The sequence below is a fragment of the Ruegeria sp. C2 genome (genome assembly GCF_056537765.1).
In genome coordinates, this window is sequence record NZ_JBQFRZ010000004.1 from 208,570 (window position 1) to 223,927 (window position 15,358).

Sequence of the window (15,358 nt, forward strand, 5' to 3'; positions counted from 1 at the left end):
CACCCCTCAAATGACCATCCATACCCCTGTGACCGCGAATGAGCGCGTCTATCCCGCGCCGAAAGTTCCGGCCATCGCCATCTGTCTGGACGGCTGCGAGCCGGAATATCTGGAAGTGGCCATCGCCAAGGGCCTGATGCCGACGCTCAAGCGCATCCGCGAGACTGGCACCGACCGACTGGCGCATTCGGTGATCCCCAGCTTCACCAACCCCAACAACCTGTCTATCGCCACGGGTCGTCCGCCGATCGTGCATGGCATCTGCGGCAACTACCTGATCGATCCCGATAGCGGTGAAGAAGTGATGATGAACGATGTGCGTTTCCTGCGCGCACCGACCATTTTCTCGCAGTTCTACGAGGCGGGTTATCGCGTTGCCATGGTCACCGCCAAGGACAAGTTGCGCGCGCTGCTGGGTGCGGGCCTCAGGTTTGACGAAGATCGCGCGGTGGCGTTTTCCTCGGAGCGCTCGGGTGAGACCACAAAGGCGGAACACGGCATCGACAATGCCAGTTCGTGGCTGGGCATGGATGTCCCCGAGGTCTATTCGGCAGAGCTGTCGGAATTTGTATTCGCCGCGGGCGTCAAGCTGCTGAAAGAGTTCAAGCCCGACATCATGTACCTCTCGACCACCGACTACATCCAGCACAAGTTCGCCCCCGAACAGCAGGGCGCCTTGGACTTTTACGCCATGTTCGACAAATACCTCGCGCAGTTGGATGAGCTGGGTGCGGCCATTGTCGTCACTGCAGACCACGGCATGAAGCCCAAGCATAACGCAGCGGGCGAGCCCAATGTGATCTATGCGCAGGACCTGATGGACGAATGGCTGGGCGAGGGTCAGGCCCGTGTGATCCTGCCGATCACCGACCCTTATGTGGTTCACCATGGTGCGCTTGGAGCGTTTGCCACCGCCTATCTGCCCGAAGGTGCGGACCGCACGGACATCATGACGAAACTTGAAGCACGGGATGAGCTTATCCTTGTCATCGACAAGGAAGAGGCGATCCGCCGCTTTGAACTGCCCGCCGACCGGATCGGCGATATCGTGATGATCTCGGGCGAGAACATGACCATTGGCACCTCGGCAGACCGCCACGATCTGGCCGCGCTGAAAGAGCCGCTGCGCAGCCATGGCGGCTTGACCGAGCAGGAAGTGCCCTTCATCGTCAACCGCGTGATTGACCTGCCGGGCCAACCCGAGGAACTGCGCAACTTCGATGCATTCTTCTATGCCACCACGGCGGCGGCGCAGTAACTATGAAAGATCAGGCAATGACTGAGATCAGAAACGAAGGGATGCGCATCGGCGGCGAGATCGTCTTTACTGACGAGACCGTGCCGGTTCTCTATCCCTACACCAATGAGGTGATCGGCCATGTCCCCGCGGGTAAGGCCGAGCACGCCCGCCGCGCGTTCGAGATCGCGGCAAACTATAAATCCAAGCTGACCCGGTACGAGCGCAGCCAGATTCTGCAACGGGCCGGAGAGCTGATCGGTGAGCGCCGCGAATATCTGGCCAAATGGCTGGTGCTGGAGCTAGGCATCTGCCACCAACACGCGATCTACGAGACCAAACGTGCGCAGGATGTCTATCAGTTCGCCGCTGCCGAGGCGCTTAAGGATGATGGCGAGATCTTCTCGTGCGACCTGACCCACAATGGCAAGGATCGCAAAATCTTCACCACGCGGGAACCTGTGGGCGCGATCAGCGCGATCACGCCGTTCAATCACCCGCTGAACATGGTCAGCCACAAGATCGCGCCGTCGATTGCGTCGAACAACTGCATGGTCTGCAAGCCGACGGAACTGACGCCGCTGACGGCGCTGACGCTGGCGGATATCCTCTATGAGGCGGGTCTGCCGCCCGAGATGTTCCAGGTGGTCACTGGCTGGCCGCAGGACATTGGTGAAGAGATGATCGTCAATGAAAACATCGACATCATCACCTTCACCGGCGGCGTGCCAGTGGGCAAGATGATCGCGGCCAAGGCGGTTTACAAACGTCAGGCGCTGGAGCTGGGCGGCAACGACCCGCTGATCGTTCTGAACGACCTCAACGATGCCGATCTGGACAAGGCTGCGACCATTGCGGTGGCCGGTGCCACCGGCAACTCGGGCCAGCGCTGCACTGCGATCAAACGCATTCTGGTGCAGGAGAGCGTGGCTGACAAGTTCGTGCCGCTGGTGCTGGAGAAGGCGAAGAAGATCAAGTTCGGCGATCCACAAGACCCCGAGACCGAACTGGGCTGCGTCATCCACGACAAGGCGGCAGAGCTCTTTGAGAACCGCGTTTATATGGCCGAGAAGGAGGGGGCAGAAATCCTCTATCATCCCGGCCGTCAAGGCGCGCTGCTGCCCCCCATCGTGGTCGACAAGGTCCCCCATGACAGCGAGTTGGTGATGGAGGAAACCTTTGGCCCCATCATCCCCATCGTTCGCGTGCAGGACAATGATGAGGAGGTCATGGCGATCTCGAACTCCACTGAATTCGGCCTGTCCTCAGGTGTCTGCACCAACGACCTGAACCGCGCAATTGCCTTTATCAACGGGCTGAACGTGGGCACCTGCAACATCTGGGAACAACCCGGATACCGCATCGAAATGTCCCCCTTCGGCGGCATCAAAGACTCCGGGAACGGCGTCAAAGAAGGTGTTATCGAGGCGATGAAGTTTTTCACTAATGTGAAGACATATTCGATGCCGTGGCCAAGGTAGGGGCATAGAGGAAAGTCTGAACCTCTCACCACGGCGCGAGGCCCGTCATGGGGCCTCGCGCTGTCGATCTCTGCGGATCAAATCAAAATCGAGGATGATATGTCTGTCAGAATTACCCACACCGAAGGCGAGTCCAACACTTCGGGTGCGCGTAAATCGTGGCAAAAGTCCTCAATCGGGCCACGATCTGCGCCTTTGCTGAAACGCGACGCGGATGTGTTCCTGCATCAAAGCCTGTCCAGTCCCTGTGTGAACACTATTGCCAAGGCCGAAGGCATCTGGATCGAGGATCTGGATGGCCGCCGGTATATGGATTTTCACGGCAACTCGGTCCATCATATCGGCTATGGCCACCCACGCCTGGTCGAAGCGATCAAGACGCAGCTGGATGACCTGCCATTTGCACCGCGCCGGTTCACCAACGATCCGGCGGTGGAGCTGGCCGAAAAACTGGCTGAAATCGCGCCCGGTGACCTTGGAAAGACGCTATTCACCACCGGTGGTTCAGACGCCAATGAAGTGGCTCTGAAAATTGCGCGCGCCGCGACTGGCCGGTTCAAGACAGTCAGCTTCTGGGATGCATTTCACGGGGCCGGTTTCGGTGCGGCGTCGGTGGGAGGTGAGGCGACCTTCCGCAGTCACATCGCGGGGCCTTTGATTCCTGGGGCCGAACATGTCGCGCCTTTTGCCTGCTATCGCTGCCCTTATAACCATGCGGGTCCCGAAACCTGCGGTCTGGCCTGCGCCAAGATGGTCGAATACGTCCTTGAACGCGAAGGCGATATTGCCGCCGTTATCGCGGAACCGATGCGGGCAGTGCCCTATGTCCCCCCGGCGGGCTTCTGGCAAGCGGTGCGCGAGGCGTGCAACAAACACGGCGCGCTGCTGATCATGGATGAAATTCCCACGGGTCTGGGCAAAACAGGCAAAATGTTTGCCTTTGAGCATGACGACATCGTGCCCGACATCGTGACCCTTGGTAAAGCACTGGGCGGAGGCATCCTGCCCATCGCTGCCTGTGTCGCCCGCCGCGATCTCGATGTGTGCGGAGATTTTGCTATTGGGCACTATACGCATGAGAAGAACCCGGTCACGGCCCGCGCTGCTCTGACTACGATCCAGATCATTGAGGAAGAAGGGCTTGTCGATCGCGCCGCCGATTTAGGTGCCCACGCGATGGACCGGCTTGAAAGCGAATTGGCGCAGGTTGAGATCGCAGGAGATATCCGCGGGCGCGGCCTTATGTTCGGGATCGAGATTGTCAAAAACCGTGCCACCCGCGAAGCCGACAATGCCTGCGCCGAGCGTATCTACTATGCCTGCCTGAACGCTGGGGTCAGTTTTAAGATCAGCCAGGGCTGCGTGCTGACTTTGTCACCGCCATTGACCATTGGGCGGGACGATCTGGATCATGCTCTGGATATTGTCATCACCGCAATTCGGGATCAGACCTGACGTTGTGGGGTCGCACGTTTTGTCGTTAGCGCAGCTGTGCCGGTCGGTGCGCGTTTGGCTTGTCGGCCTCAGAGAGCCAGTCAAATAGCACTTTGGCGCGATCCGAGGCCTGATTGTGCAGAACGACATAGAAATCCAATGGGGACGAAACCGTCTCGGGTATGAGTTTGACCAGCTTGCCCGATGCGATCAGCTCGGACGTAAGGCCTTCCCAACCCAACACTGCCCCCATGTCATCCTGCGCGGCCTGCAGTGCGATGACATAGTTGTTGACGCGGTGCGCGGCCTTCAGTTTCGCCGTGTGCCCGAGCGCGCGTAGCCATTCCTGCCAATCCGTCCAGCCACTGTCAGCCGCTTCAAGATAGATCAGGGGGATATCCGCGACGTCCGCAGGAGACCCAAGCTGATGTTGCTCGGCAAAACGCGGGCTGCCAAGGGCCATGATCTGGTCGTGAAACAGGGCACGGCAAAGGCCGGAATCCTGATCCATGTGACCGTAGTGGATGCTCAGGTCGCAATCGGATGGGCTGATGTCCTGATCGCTGACGATCTGGGCCACCGAAATATGCGGATGGCTTTTCCAGAACTGCGCCAGACGGGGTGTCAGCCATAGCGAGCTGACAGCTGTGGTTGAACGTATCGTAACCGATGACCGCCCGTGATGTGCCCGCAGTTGCCCAACGGCCTCATTGATACCCTCGAAACCGCGTTGCAAAGCCACCAGCAAATAAGCCCCGCTTTCCGATAGTTCGACACCACGGTGAAAGCGATGGAAAAGTTCGCAGCGCAACTCCTGTTCAAGGCTTTTGATCTGATGGCTCACGGCCGCAGGGGTCACGTTCAACTCTTTTGCTGCGGCTTTGAAGCTGACGTGGCGCGCGGCAGCTTCAAAACTGACCAAAGACGTCATCGGAGGCATATCGTAAGGTCGTTTGGGCAATTTCACCTCGTATAACGTCTGCTGCGGTCGCTTGTATTACAAGCACAGAGTGTAGTTTAGAGTTATTTCAAGTAATCCAAGGTGAGATTTTTTGCAATTGCGCAGATCGCAGGACCAACCAGAATAAGGCCGATTCACAAAGGGCGTTGTGGAACTGTGCCTGACGATTCCTGTGCAGAAACCAAACCTGTGGTGACACCGGCGTTGCCAAAGAGCTTTTGAAGGAAAACAAAATGAAATCACATGCCAAAGTGGTGGTTGTCGGAGGCGGGTGCGTCGGGGCCTCGATCCTCTATGGGCTGACCGAGCATGGATGCTCGGACGCAGTTATGCTGGAGCGGACTACGCTGACCTCTGGTTCGACATGGCACGCGGCCGGTTTGCTTGTGACTTTCGTGCGCTCGCACAACGTGTCGAAGATGACGATGGAAACCATCCGCATCTATACCGAGGTTGAAGAGAAGATGGGCAGCTCGGTCGGGCTGCGGAAGGTCGGCCAGCTGCGAGTGGCCAATACCGAGAAGCGCTGGGATGAGTTCCAGTCCTATATCTCGATCGCCGAAGCCGCTGGGGTGCCCTGCAAGCTGCTGACCCCGGAAGAGATCGCCGAGGTGCATCCGCTGCTGAACCAGAGCCCGGATATTCGAGGCGGAATTTTGCACACCGAGGACGGCTATGTGAACCCGGCCGATATCACCATGGCGCTGGCCAAGCTGGCGCGTGATGCGGGGGCGACTGTCTACCAGAATACCGAGGCTCAGGCTTATGAGAAGCTTGAGAATGGTCATTGGAAAGTGACCACCGATCAGGGCGAGATCACGTGTGAGCATCTGATCTTTGCGACCGGGAATTACGCCCGCGAAAATGCGCGCCGCGTGGGGCTGGATCTGCCCTGTATCCCGATTGTCCATCAGTACTGGACGACCGAGACTGTGCCGCTACTGAAAGAGCGCAGGGCGCAGGGTCTGCCTGAATTCCCGATCCTGCGGGATGAGGATTACGGCGCTTATCTGCGCGAAGATGTGGGCGGCATTCAGTTCGGCCCCTATGAGTTCACCAAAGACCTCAAGCTGTTTGCCGAAGACCGCGTGCCGCCTGAGTTCGGCGCTGATCTGCTGCCCGAAGATTTCGATGCAGTGGAAACCCAGTGGGAGCGCGCCATCGAACGCGTACCCACTTTGGGAGAGGTCGGAATCAAGGCCAACACCCGTGGTCCGTTCCAGATGACCCCGGACGAGTTGCCTCTGGCTGGTCCCGCACCAGGGCACGAGAACCTGTGGCTGGCCGAAGGCATGCCCGGCGGCATCCTGTGGGGCGGCACCGTCGGCAACCGTCTTGCCAAGTGGATCGTCGATGGCGATCCGGGTATGGACATGTCGGAACTCGATCCGCGCCGGTTCTCGGACTACGCGTCGAAACGATGGACCATGGATAAGGTGCGCGAGACCTGGGGCACGCACATGGATGCGCACGTACCGGGTGAGGATTTTCCTAATGCGCGTCCGATGAAGACTGTAGGCAGCTATGATCTTCTGACTGCTCAGGGCGCGGTCTGGACCAGTTTCAATGGCTACGAATTCCCGCGCTGGTTTGCCAAATCGCCCGAAGAGGCAATCCCTGAACACAGCTTCCGACGCACCAACCATATGGAACTGGTGCAGGAAGAGGTGCGCCGCACGCGCGAAGAGGCTGGGTTCATCGAAATGTCCCCGATGACCAAATTCACCGTACGCGGGCCGGGGGCCGCTAAATGGTTGGACAGTTTGATGGCTAACAAGCTGCCCAAAGTGGGCCGCATGACCCTGTCGCTGATGCTGAATGAAAAAGGCGGCATGGATGCGGAGTATACCGTTGTGCGGTATGCCGAGGATGACTTCTATCTGATCTCTACCCCGAATTGGCGCGCCTATAACTGGGATCAGATGCAGCGTTTGTTGCCCAAAGATGGCTCGGTCATCATGGAAGATATCTCGGAGCAACTGGGCGTGATCGCTCTGGCCGGACCCAAGATACGTGAGATCCTGCAGCCCCTGACCGACAACGATCTGTCGAACGAGGCTTTCCCGTGGCTTTCGGCACAGATGGGAGAGGTGGGTTATGCCAAGGGTGTGCACCTGTTGCGTGTCTCGTACACCGGTGAGTTGGGATGGGAATTGCACCATCCGGTCGGATATAACCGCCATCTTGTTGATCTGTTGCTGAAGGCGGGCGTGAAGCCATTTGGCCTCGAGGCATTGGAGTCGATGCGCCTTGAGAAATCCTATCGCGCGATCAACCGTGAGATCTGCAAGGATCTGACGCCATACGAGGCAGAATTGGGCCGGTTCGTGGCCATGACCGAAAAGGTTGGCGGGCAGGTTTGTGAACGGGACTTCATTGGCAAAGCGGCGCTACAGAAACAGCAGGAAGAGGGTGGATACAATACCTTGGTCACGCTGAAGCTGCCGTTCTGCGACACCTCGGTGATGTTCGACGAAGGCGTTTATGCCGATGGCAAGCTCATCGGGCGGGTCACTTCTGGTGGGTTCTCGTATTATTGCAACCATGACATCGCGATGGCGCTGGTGCCGCAGGATATGACGGCGCCCGGCACCAGGATGCAGGTGCTGATTCACAATGAAATGCGCGAGGCAGAAGTGATCGACACCTGCGCCGTTGACCCCACCAGCGCCCGTGCGCGCGCCTGATCCGGAGGATTTGAAATGGCAGAAGCAAGAGCACGCTCAGGCCGTGGCGGAGGGCGCGCGGCACGGGTTCAGGCCCGCACCAACCCGCCTCCGGTCTACTTGTCGACGCTGAACCGCAAGGTTGGCCCGATTGATCTGCTCGGCCCCGAAGGCGTCGAGAAGATCCACAACGCTGCGATGACGATCCTGGAAACCACCGGCATCGAGTTCCGCGATCCCGTCGCCTTGGCTGACTGGAAGAAATACGGTGCCGATGTGCAAGGCGAACGCGTTCGTATCGGACGTGAGATGTTGATGGATCTGATTTCGGCCGTTCCGTCGGAATGGGGCTATGCTGCGCGCAACCCGGATCGCTCATTGCGGGTTGGTAATCAGCATTCGGTGTTCGCCAACGCGTATGGTGCGCCATTCGTCTATGGTCTGGACGGCGTGCGCCGTCCCTCGGTGCTGGAAGATGCCCATAACTTCTTCAAGCTCAGCCAGATGAGCCAGTCGATGATGGTGCCCGGTATTCTGCCGGTGGAGCCGCAGGATGTTCCAGTGCCGCAACGCCATCTGGAGCTTGTTCACGCCGCGCTGACGCTGACAGACAAGCCGATCAAAGGCTCGGTCCTGTCAGAGCAGGCGGCGCGCGATTCAGTTGAGATGGCACGCATCGTGTTCGGCGCGGATTTCGTGGACGAGAACATTGTGATGGCCGCCCTGTTGAATTGCAACACGCCTCTGGTCTGGGATGAGACCATGTTGCAGAGCCTGCGTGTCTATGCGGCGGCCAACCAGCCCTGTCTGCTGTCGCCCTTTGTTCTGGCCGGGGCCAGCACACCTGCAAGCCCGCAGGGGGGTGTGGCGCTGCTGATTGCGGAATCTCTGGCGGGCATGGCTTATAGCCAGATCATACGGCGCGGAGCTCCGATGGTGCTTGGTGTCGCGATCATGGGTGTGTCGATGAAGACAGGTGCGCCGATGATGGGCTCACCCGAACCCGGTTTGATGAATCTACTGGTGGGGCAGATGGCACGGTTCTACGGGGTGCCCTGGCGAACCTGTACGATGTGGACCGGATCGAAGTCACCGGACATGCAAGCCGCGTTTGACACCGCGAACACCATGTGGCCGGTGCTGCTGGGCGGCGCGAACTATATTGTCCATTCAGCAGGATTCCTTGAGGGCGCGCTGGGCGTAAGTTATTCCAAATGGGTGCAGGACGCGCTGCAGCTGGAAAACTTCCACCGCTTCTTTAGCGGCTTGCAGGATGAGAATCTGGATGCGCTTCTAGGCGATATTGATCAGATCGGGCCCGGCGGGCACTTTTTGGGAACCGACCACACGCGCGAAAATCCGATGCATATGAACCATCTGCAAAACAACGACAGTTTTGAACAGTGGGAGGCTGAGGGCTCGAAAACTGCTGAGATTGTTGGCACAGAAGAAGCAGAGCGCATGCTGAGAAACTATGTTCAACCCCCGATGCCGGACGATCAACGAGGGGCACTGGACGAGTTTGTCGCCAGAAAACGTGCGGAATACAGCGCGTGACGCTATAAAAAGGGGCGCATTGGCGCCTCTTTCAGCCACACAAGAACAGGATTCAGCGAATGACGGGAATCTCGACGAAAACGCTCTCACTCGAAGAGGTCAAGGAATTGGCTAAATCTGTACTTCTGAGGGCGGGCTTGGATGCGCACAGCACTGAAGTTATTGCAGATCTTCTGCGGATGTCAGAACGCGACGGCCCGCGCAGCCATGGATTGCGCCTGCTGCCGGTTTATGTGCAATATCTATCATCCGGCTACGCCAATCCGGCGGCGGCGCCGACTATTAGCCGCATTGCGCCAGGCGTGTTGCGTGGCGACGGCGACAATGGGTTCTATCAAGTTGCCGCATTGGCGGCGCAGAATGAGCTGGTAGCAATGGCACGCGAAAACGGGATCGCCGCATTTACTTGTGCCAATTGCCATCACCTGGGCGCGCTGCGCTTTGATACGGGTCCGCTGGCCGAGGCGGGGTTGGTCGCTTTGGGCGTCGTGAACTCTCTGTCCATGGTGGTTCCTCAGGGTGGCGTGCGCCCGGTCTTTGGGACCAACCCGATGTCCTTTGCATGCCCGCGTGATGGCGCTGAACCGGTGGTGTGGGATCAGGCTTCGTCGATGGTGGCGCTGATGGATATCAAACTGGCCGCGGCCGAAGGGCACGACCTGCCGCGCGCAGCCGGGCTCGACCCCGAAGGCCAACCCAGCACCGATCCGAACGCCATCCTCGAAACCCGTAGCCTGTTGCCATTTGGTGAGCATAAAGGGGCCGCCATTGCCTTCTTGATCGAGGTTATGGGAGCAGCCTTGGCAGGGGGCACTCTGTCGGTCGATAACGCAGATCGCGAAGCGCACGGAGCGCTGAATATCAAGGGCGGATCCACCTTGATTGCCATTGACCCGAAACGGTTCGGGAACGCAGCGTTTGACGACTACGTCAAGCGTATCTGCGCCGAGATTGAAGGCAACGGCGCGGCCCGAGTGCCCGGCGATGGACGGTTGAAGAACCGTGCTGCATCAGAAGCCGAGGGCGTTCGCGTCAGCACCGAATTGCTATCTCAACTGGATGCGCTGCAGTAAAGGGCTACGAAATGACGGGCATCGTGGTAATCGGCGGTGGCGTCGTGGGCATTTCCTGTGCTTTGGCGCTGCAATCGCAGGGGCATGCGGTCACGGTTGTTGAACCCGGGCCGGTCGGTGAAGGGGCCAGTTGGGCGTCGTGCGGGTGCATTGCTGTTGGTGAAATTGTGCCTTTGTCCCAACCGGGCATGCTCATGAAAGTCCCCGGCTGGTTGCTGCACCCAGAGGGGCCATTGGCCCTGCGTCCGGCTTCAACTTTTCGTCTGCTGCCATGGTTTGCTCGTTTCGCTGCCAATGCGCGCCCCGCTAAGATGCGGGCTATCGCGGCGGATTTGGCGCGCCTGACCTTTGCCGCCACCGATGATTTCAAGGCTCAGCTGGCAGATATCGGTCAGCCAGAACTTCTGGTTGAGCGACCGGTGATCAAGCTGTTTGACGATGATACCGATCGCGCGACCATGGCAGCGGCTTTCGATCTGGCACGAGAGTTGGGGTGCACGATAGATGAGGTTTCAGGCCGCGAGGCTCATGACATTGATCCCGCCATCGCTCCTGATTTCAAATACGCTGCCCTGTTGCGTGACTGGAGTTTCGTGACCGATCCGAAGAAGCTAGTCGAAGCGCTGCATCGGGTCTTTGTCAGCCGCGGCGGCACGGTTGCATATGGCGCGGCAGAGACTTTTCAGCGCGAGGGCCGAACGGTTAAAGCCGTAAAACTTCGCGATGGCCAAGCCGTGCAAGCGGATGAGTTTGTCCTCGCGGCGGGCACGCATTCGCGTCATCTGGCGCAGCAACTGGGTATTTCGATCCAGCTGGAAGGCGTTATCGGCTATTCCACCGCGCTGCGCGATACTGGCTGCGATCTGGCGCACACAGTTTTTTACGCCAAGGGCGGTTTCGGTATTACGCCTTATGAGGATGCGCTGGCCGTGGCCGGAACCATCGAATTTGCCGAGCTGACAGCGAAACCAAATTGGAACCGCGCAGATATTCTGGTCAAGCGTGCGAAACGCGTGCTTCCGGGCCTTAGAGCCGAAAATGCCGAACGTCGCATGGGTCGTCGCCCGTTCACACCGGATACACGACCCATTATCGGGCGCAGCGGACGATTGGCGAACGTCACCTTCGCCACCGGACATGGCCAGTTGGGGCTGACCCTGGGCGCAACAACCGGGCGTCTGGTTGCGGATGAGATCGCGGGTCGGAGGCCGGGGATCGACCTTCAGGCGTTTAGCCCCGATAGGTTCTGAATGCCCGCGATCAGGGCAGGCTCAGCTTTGCCATGCGTCCGCCGTCGACCGTGTAGATTTGGCCGGTAATAAATCCGCTTTCATCTGCTGCGAGGAACGCAGCCAGCGCAGCGACCTCTTCGGGTTTTCCGGTCCGGGCAACCGGATGGATTTTTCCGATGTCGCGGCGAAATGCCTTTGGGTCGGGCATGGAGTCGATAAAGTCGAGATTCAGATCGGTATCGATCCATCCCGGGGCGATGGCATTGCATCGGATGCCCTCATGCCCATGATCGATGGCAACGGCGCGCGTTAGCCCGTGCAACCCTGCTTTCGAGGCGCAATAAGCCGCGTGGCCGGGATTGCTGCCTAGCCCTTCGATGGACCCGGTATTGACAATGCTGCCCCGCGTCTTCCGCAGATGGGGCAGGGCAGCCCGGATCATCAGGAATGGTGTAGTCAGGTTGACGGTCAAGGTTCTCTGCCAGTCTTCCAGGCTCATATCCTCGACGCAGGCCTCTTGCATCATCCCCGCGTTGTTGATCAGAACATCCAGTTGCCCTGTGCGAGCGATCACCTCTACCACCACCTGACCGGGAGAGTTGGGGTCGGTGAAGTCGGCTGCGATCCCCTCGAACCTGTCATCGTTGCCGCGTTGCGCCGTAATCACGCGCGCACCTTCCTCGGCCAACCGAACCGCGATGGCTTGCCCGATCCCGGAGCGGCCACCTGTGACCAGAGCTACCTTGCCGTCAAAGCGCCTCATGCAACCGGCTTCCCGCCATTGACCTCGACCAGCGTGCCGCACATATAGCGCGCCGCATCTGAAGCGAGGAACAGAACAACATCCGCGATGTCCTCAGGTTCGGCAATCCGTCCCAAAGGAACGGTCTTGCCCAGCTCAGTCACCGCCTCGTCGGGGTCGAACCCACGTTTGGCGAAGCCCGAGCGCAGCATTGGTGTGTTCACCTCATTCGGGCAGACGGCGTTGATGCGAATACCCTGATGCGCGTGGTCCATCCCCATGCATTCGGTCAGCGAGGCAATCGCTGCCTTGGTCATACAATAGAGCGCATGGTTCGGCCCCGGAGCCTTGCCACCCCAGCACGATGCAGTGTTGACGATGGCCCCGCCGCCCGTCTCAGCCATCAATGGGATGGCGGCGCGGCAGATCCGGAACGGAGCTTCGACATTCACGCCCGTGGACAGCGCCCAATCCGCGTCCGAGGTCTCGGTGACGGACCCCCGCGTGATCACGCCGGCATTGTTGATGACGATATCCAGCCCGCCCAAAGCCTGACGTGCGTTGTTGGCCAGTTGGTCGCAATAGGTTGGTTCCAGCAGATCGCCGGGCAGATGGGCATCCGCTTCAATGCCGTCAGTTGACCGGTCGGCGACTGCCACCTGCGCACCCTGTGCACGCAGCTGTTTGACGATGGCTTGCCCAATGCCACCGGCCGCACCAGTGACCAGCGCTTTCTTACCCTGAAACACGTCTTACTCCTCCCAGCTTGCAGCGGCTTGTCCCAGCAGGTCCCGGTGCATCGTCACGCCGAGGCCCGGCAAATCAGGCGGCAGGACGCCACCGTTTTGGATAGGGGCGTCGAAAGCTCCGGTCCGGATTGTCACCATATCACGCGGGTCCAGCACACAGCGCAGCAGGCGTTCAGGGACGGTCGCACCCATGTGGAAGATCGACGCGGCAGAGAGCGTCGATCCCACGGTGTCCTGTACGCTGATCGTCAACCCAGCTGCGCGGCAGATATCACGCTGGCGGCGCGCATGGGTCAGGCCTCCCGCCTTAGAGATTTTCAGCCCGATGCCATCGGCCACGTCCAGCGCGACCAGCTTGGCAATATCGCCGTCGTCCTGCGCCAGCTCGTCCAGAATGATCGGAACATTGCAGCGCTGGCGCAAAGACACGGTCTCGCGCCATGTGGCACAGGGGGCCTCCAGCACGAAATCCAGCCCGTTCGGAAGCGCACGTAACATCCGCAATGCTGTTTCGGGGATCAGGCCACCATTGGCATCCACGATAAAGTACTCGCCGGGCTGGCGATCTGCCAGCGCGGCCGCAATGCGTTCCGCATCTATTGCCGGGCCCCCTTCGGAATCCAGCGCGCCCACTTTGACCGAATGGCCCATATAACCCATCGCCCGATGCTCGGCGACACGGGTGCGCATATCTTCGGGCGTGCCCGCATAGATTGAGCTGATCACGGGCAACCGATTTCCTGTCGCACCGCCCAGCAATTTATAGACCGGCAAGCCGACCGATTTTCCGAACAGATCCCAGCAGGCCAGATCGATCGCCGATTTCGCGTGATTGTGCCCCAGCAGGGCCTCGTCCATCGCGTCGTTGATCCGGTCCACATCGCGCGGATCGCGTCCGATCAGGTAGGGCACGATTTCTTCGATACCGGCGCGGGCGCCGCGCGCATGTGCAGCGATGTAGTTGGGGCCAAAGGGGGTGGACTCGCCCCAACCCTCGGTGCCGTCATCCGCTGTGATGCAGACGATAACACTATCAAACCCAGTATAGATGCGCCCGCCGGACAGCTCGTACGAGCCGCCCGTATAGGGCAGGTGCAGTTCAAAAAGCTCGATCGTTTTTATCTTCATGACGTCACCTGCGGCGGGATCAGCACCAGTTGCCCAGTGTGCTTCTTGGCCAGAAAATCTTCCTGAGCCTCAGCGACGTTGCGCAGCGGATAGGTCTTGGCAACGACGGGGCGAATTTCTCCGGCTTCGATGTATTTCACGAGGTTTTCGAACACGATGTCTTCCTGAAAGGTACAGCCAAAGAGCGTAAGATCCTTTAGATAAAGCGTGCGCACGTCGATCTCGCAGATGGGACCTGCAATGGCTCCGGCCGTGGCATAGCGCCCGCCTCGGCGCAAAACGTCCAGCAGGCTGGGCCATTGTGGACCGGCCACCAGATCAATGGCCACGTCAATTGATCTCTCACCCAGTTCCGCCACCAGATCGGCATTGCGATCCAGGATACGATCAGCCCCCAGCGCCCGCACCGCTTCGGCCTTCGCAGCCGAGCACAGCGCAACTACCTGTGCGCCGCGTCGCTTTGCCAGTTGCACGGCAGCCGAACCCACACCACCCGAAGCGCCGGTGATCAGAACAGTTTCTGCCCCAACACCTGCACGATGCAGCATTCCTTCGGCGGTGGAATAGGCGCAGGGGATTGCGGCCAGTTCCACATCGTCCCAGTCACAGTTCAGCGCATGGGTTTCCGGCGCAGGTGCCACACAGAACTGGGCAAAGCCGCCGTCGCATTCGCTGCCGAGGGTCCAGCACTCGTATGGACGGTAATCCACGTAGGTTCGCAGCATGTTCCGCACGATCACGCGCTCACCGATGCGAGCGGGATCTACACCTTCTCCAACCGCGGCGACATAGCCGCAGATATCCGCGCCTTGAATGCGGGGAAAGGTCAGGGGCGTGCCGGACCAACTGGCGTCGCTATCATCAACCGTGTCAAAGCCCGAGGCCCCGCCTGTGTTTGTATCCTCGGTCACCGCCTTGGAGTACCAGCCGATCCGGGTGTTGATGTCTGTATTGTTCACACCCGCTGCTGCGACCCGGATCAGGACCTCACCGAGACCGGGTTGCGGGACGGGTATGTCGGACCGGTAGTCTAGCATCTCGATACCGCCATGACCGGTCAACAGGACGGCGTGCATGGTTTCGGGGATCATGAAGCTC

At 59.5% G+C, this 15,358-nt stretch carries 12 protein-coding genes; 7 read left to right on the forward strand and 5 right to left on the reverse strand.

Features of this window, described 5'->3' with window-relative positions:
• Positions 1-10: 10 nt before the first annotated feature.
• The 3 genes from phnA (at position 11) to pbfA (ending at position 4,173) form a co-directional block, all read left to right on the forward strand.
• The gene (gene phnA / locus ACR0IV_RS15060) at positions 11-1,258 is read left to right on the forward strand and encodes a phosphonoacetate hydrolase (protein ID WP_480659586.1); all 1,248 of its coding nucleotides are present in this window, start codon (positions 11-13) and stop codon (positions 1,256-1,258) included.
• Positions 1,259-1,275: 17 nt separating this feature from the next.
• Complete coding sequence (gene phnY / locus ACR0IV_RS15065; protein ID WP_480472050.1) at positions 1,276-2,718, forward strand: phosphonoacetaldehyde dehydrogenase; 1,443 nt, start codon at positions 1,276-1,278, stop codon at positions 2,716-2,718.
• A 99-nt stretch (positions 2,719-2,817) separates the two neighbouring features.
• Positions 2,818-4,173 carry a (R)-1-hydroxy-2-aminoethylphosphonate ammonia-lyase gene (pbfA, locus tag ACR0IV_RS15070; protein ID WP_480659587.1) on the forward strand — a complete coding sequence of 452 codons (1,356 nt, stop codon included), beginning with the start codon at positions 2,818-2,820 and terminating at the stop codon, positions 4,171-4,173.
• Positions 4,174-4,198: 25 nt separating this feature from the next.
• Here the strand turns inward: pbfA and ACR0IV_RS15075 are convergent, their stop codons facing one another.
• A complete protein-coding gene (locus ACR0IV_RS15075; RefSeq protein ID WP_480734407.1) occupies positions 4,199-5,113 on the reverse strand; it encodes a LysR substrate-binding domain-containing protein in 915 nt (304 codons plus the stop codon).
• Between the two features lie 233 nt (positions 5,114-5,346).
• On the opposite strand from ACR0IV_RS15075, the gene ACR0IV_RS15080 reads away from it, so the two are divergent.
• The 4 genes from ACR0IV_RS15080 to ACR0IV_RS15095 are packed head-to-tail and all read left to right on the forward strand — an operon-like array spanning position 5,347 to position 11,659.
• On the forward strand, positions 5,347-7,800 hold the full coding sequence (locus ACR0IV_RS15080) for a GcvT family protein (RefSeq protein WP_480659589.1): 2,454 nt from the start codon (positions 5,347-5,349) through the stop codon (positions 7,798-7,800).
• Positions 7,801-7,815: 15 nt separating this feature from the next.
• On the forward strand, positions 7,816-9,336 hold the full coding sequence (locus tag ACR0IV_RS15085) for a trimethylamine methyltransferase family protein (RefSeq protein WP_480659590.1): 1,521 nt from the start codon (positions 7,816-7,818) through the stop codon (positions 9,334-9,336).
• Between the two features lie 59 nt (positions 9,337-9,395).
• Complete coding sequence (locus tag ACR0IV_RS15090; RefSeq protein WP_480659591.1) at positions 9,396-10,409, forward strand: Ldh family oxidoreductase; 1,014 nt, start codon at positions 9,396-9,398, stop codon at positions 10,407-10,409.
• Positions 10,410-10,420: 11 nt separating this feature from the next.
• The gene (locus ACR0IV_RS15095) at positions 10,421-11,659 is read left to right on the forward strand and encodes an NAD(P)/FAD-dependent oxidoreductase (protein WP_480659592.1); all 1,239 of its coding nucleotides are present in this window, start codon (positions 10,421-10,423) and stop codon (positions 11,657-11,659) included.
• Positions 11,660-11,669: 10 nt separating this feature from the next.
• Here ACR0IV_RS15095 and ACR0IV_RS15100 read toward each other — a convergent pair whose 3' ends face one another.
• From ACR0IV_RS15100 to ACR0IV_RS15115, 4 genes are read right to left on the reverse strand one after another with little or no spacing between them, the layout of a single operon-like run.
• Complete coding sequence (locus ACR0IV_RS15100; RefSeq protein WP_480472043.1) at positions 11,670-12,404, reverse strand: SDR family NAD(P)-dependent oxidoreductase; 735 nt, start codon at positions 12,402-12,404, stop codon at positions 11,670-11,672.
• On the reverse strand, positions 12,401-13,132 hold the full coding sequence (locus ACR0IV_RS15105; protein WP_480659593.1) for an SDR family NAD(P)-dependent oxidoreductase: 732 nt from the start codon (positions 13,130-13,132) through the stop codon (positions 12,401-12,403). Before ACR0IV_RS15105 ends, ACR0IV_RS15100 begins: the two co-directional genes overlap by 4 nt.
• A gap of 3 nt (positions 13,133-13,135) precedes the next feature.
• A complete protein-coding gene (locus tag ACR0IV_RS15110) occupies positions 13,136-14,260 on the reverse strand; it encodes a mandelate racemase/muconate lactonizing enzyme family protein (RefSeq protein WP_480659594.1) in 1,125 nt (374 codons plus the stop codon).
• The gene (locus ACR0IV_RS15115; protein ID WP_480659595.1) at positions 14,257-15,351 is read right to left on the reverse strand and encodes an alcohol dehydrogenase family protein; all 1,095 of its coding nucleotides are present in this window, start codon (positions 15,349-15,351) and stop codon (positions 14,257-14,259) included. Before ACR0IV_RS15115 ends, ACR0IV_RS15110 begins: the two co-directional genes overlap by 4 nt.
• Between the last annotated feature and the right edge of the window lie 7 nt (positions 15,352-15,358).

Bases quoted from the DNA above. Each gene is read 5' to 3' on its own strand.
- phnA (WP_480659586.1), top strand. From the start codon at position 11: ATGACCATCCATACCCCTGTGACCGCGAATGAGCGCGTCTATCCCGCG.
- phnY (WP_480472050.1), top strand. From the start codon at position 1,276: ATGACTGAGATCAGAAACGAAGGGATGCGCATCGGCGGCGAGATCGTC.
- pbfA (WP_480659587.1), top strand. From the start codon at position 2,818: ATGTCTGTCAGAATTACCCACACCGAAGGCGAGTCCAACACTTCGGGT.
- ACR0IV_RS15080 (WP_480659589.1), top strand. From the start codon at position 5,347: ATGAAATCACATGCCAAAGTGGTGGTTGTCGGAGGCGGGTGCGTCGGG.
- ACR0IV_RS15085 (WP_480659590.1), top strand. From the start codon at position 7,816: ATGGCAGAAGCAAGAGCACGCTCAGGCCGTGGCGGAGGGCGCGCGGCA.
- ACR0IV_RS15090 (WP_480659591.1), top strand. From the start codon at position 9,396: ATGACGGGAATCTCGACGAAAACGCTCTCACTCGAAGAGGTCAAGGAA.
- ACR0IV_RS15095 (WP_480659592.1), top strand. From the start codon at position 10,421: ATGACGGGCATCGTGGTAATCGGCGGTGGCGTCGTGGGCATTTCCTGT.
- ACR0IV_RS15100 (WP_480472043.1), bottom strand. From the start codon at position 12,404: ATGAGGCGCTTTGACGGCAAGGTAGCTCTGGTCACAGGTGGCCGCTCC.
- ACR0IV_RS15110 (WP_480659594.1), bottom strand. From the start codon at position 14,260: ATGAAGATAAAAACGATCGAGCTTTTTGAACTGCACCTGCCCTATACG.
- ACR0IV_RS15115 (WP_480659595.1), bottom strand. From the start codon at position 15,351: ATGATCCCCGAAACCATGCACGCCGTCCTGTTGACCGGTCATGGCGGT.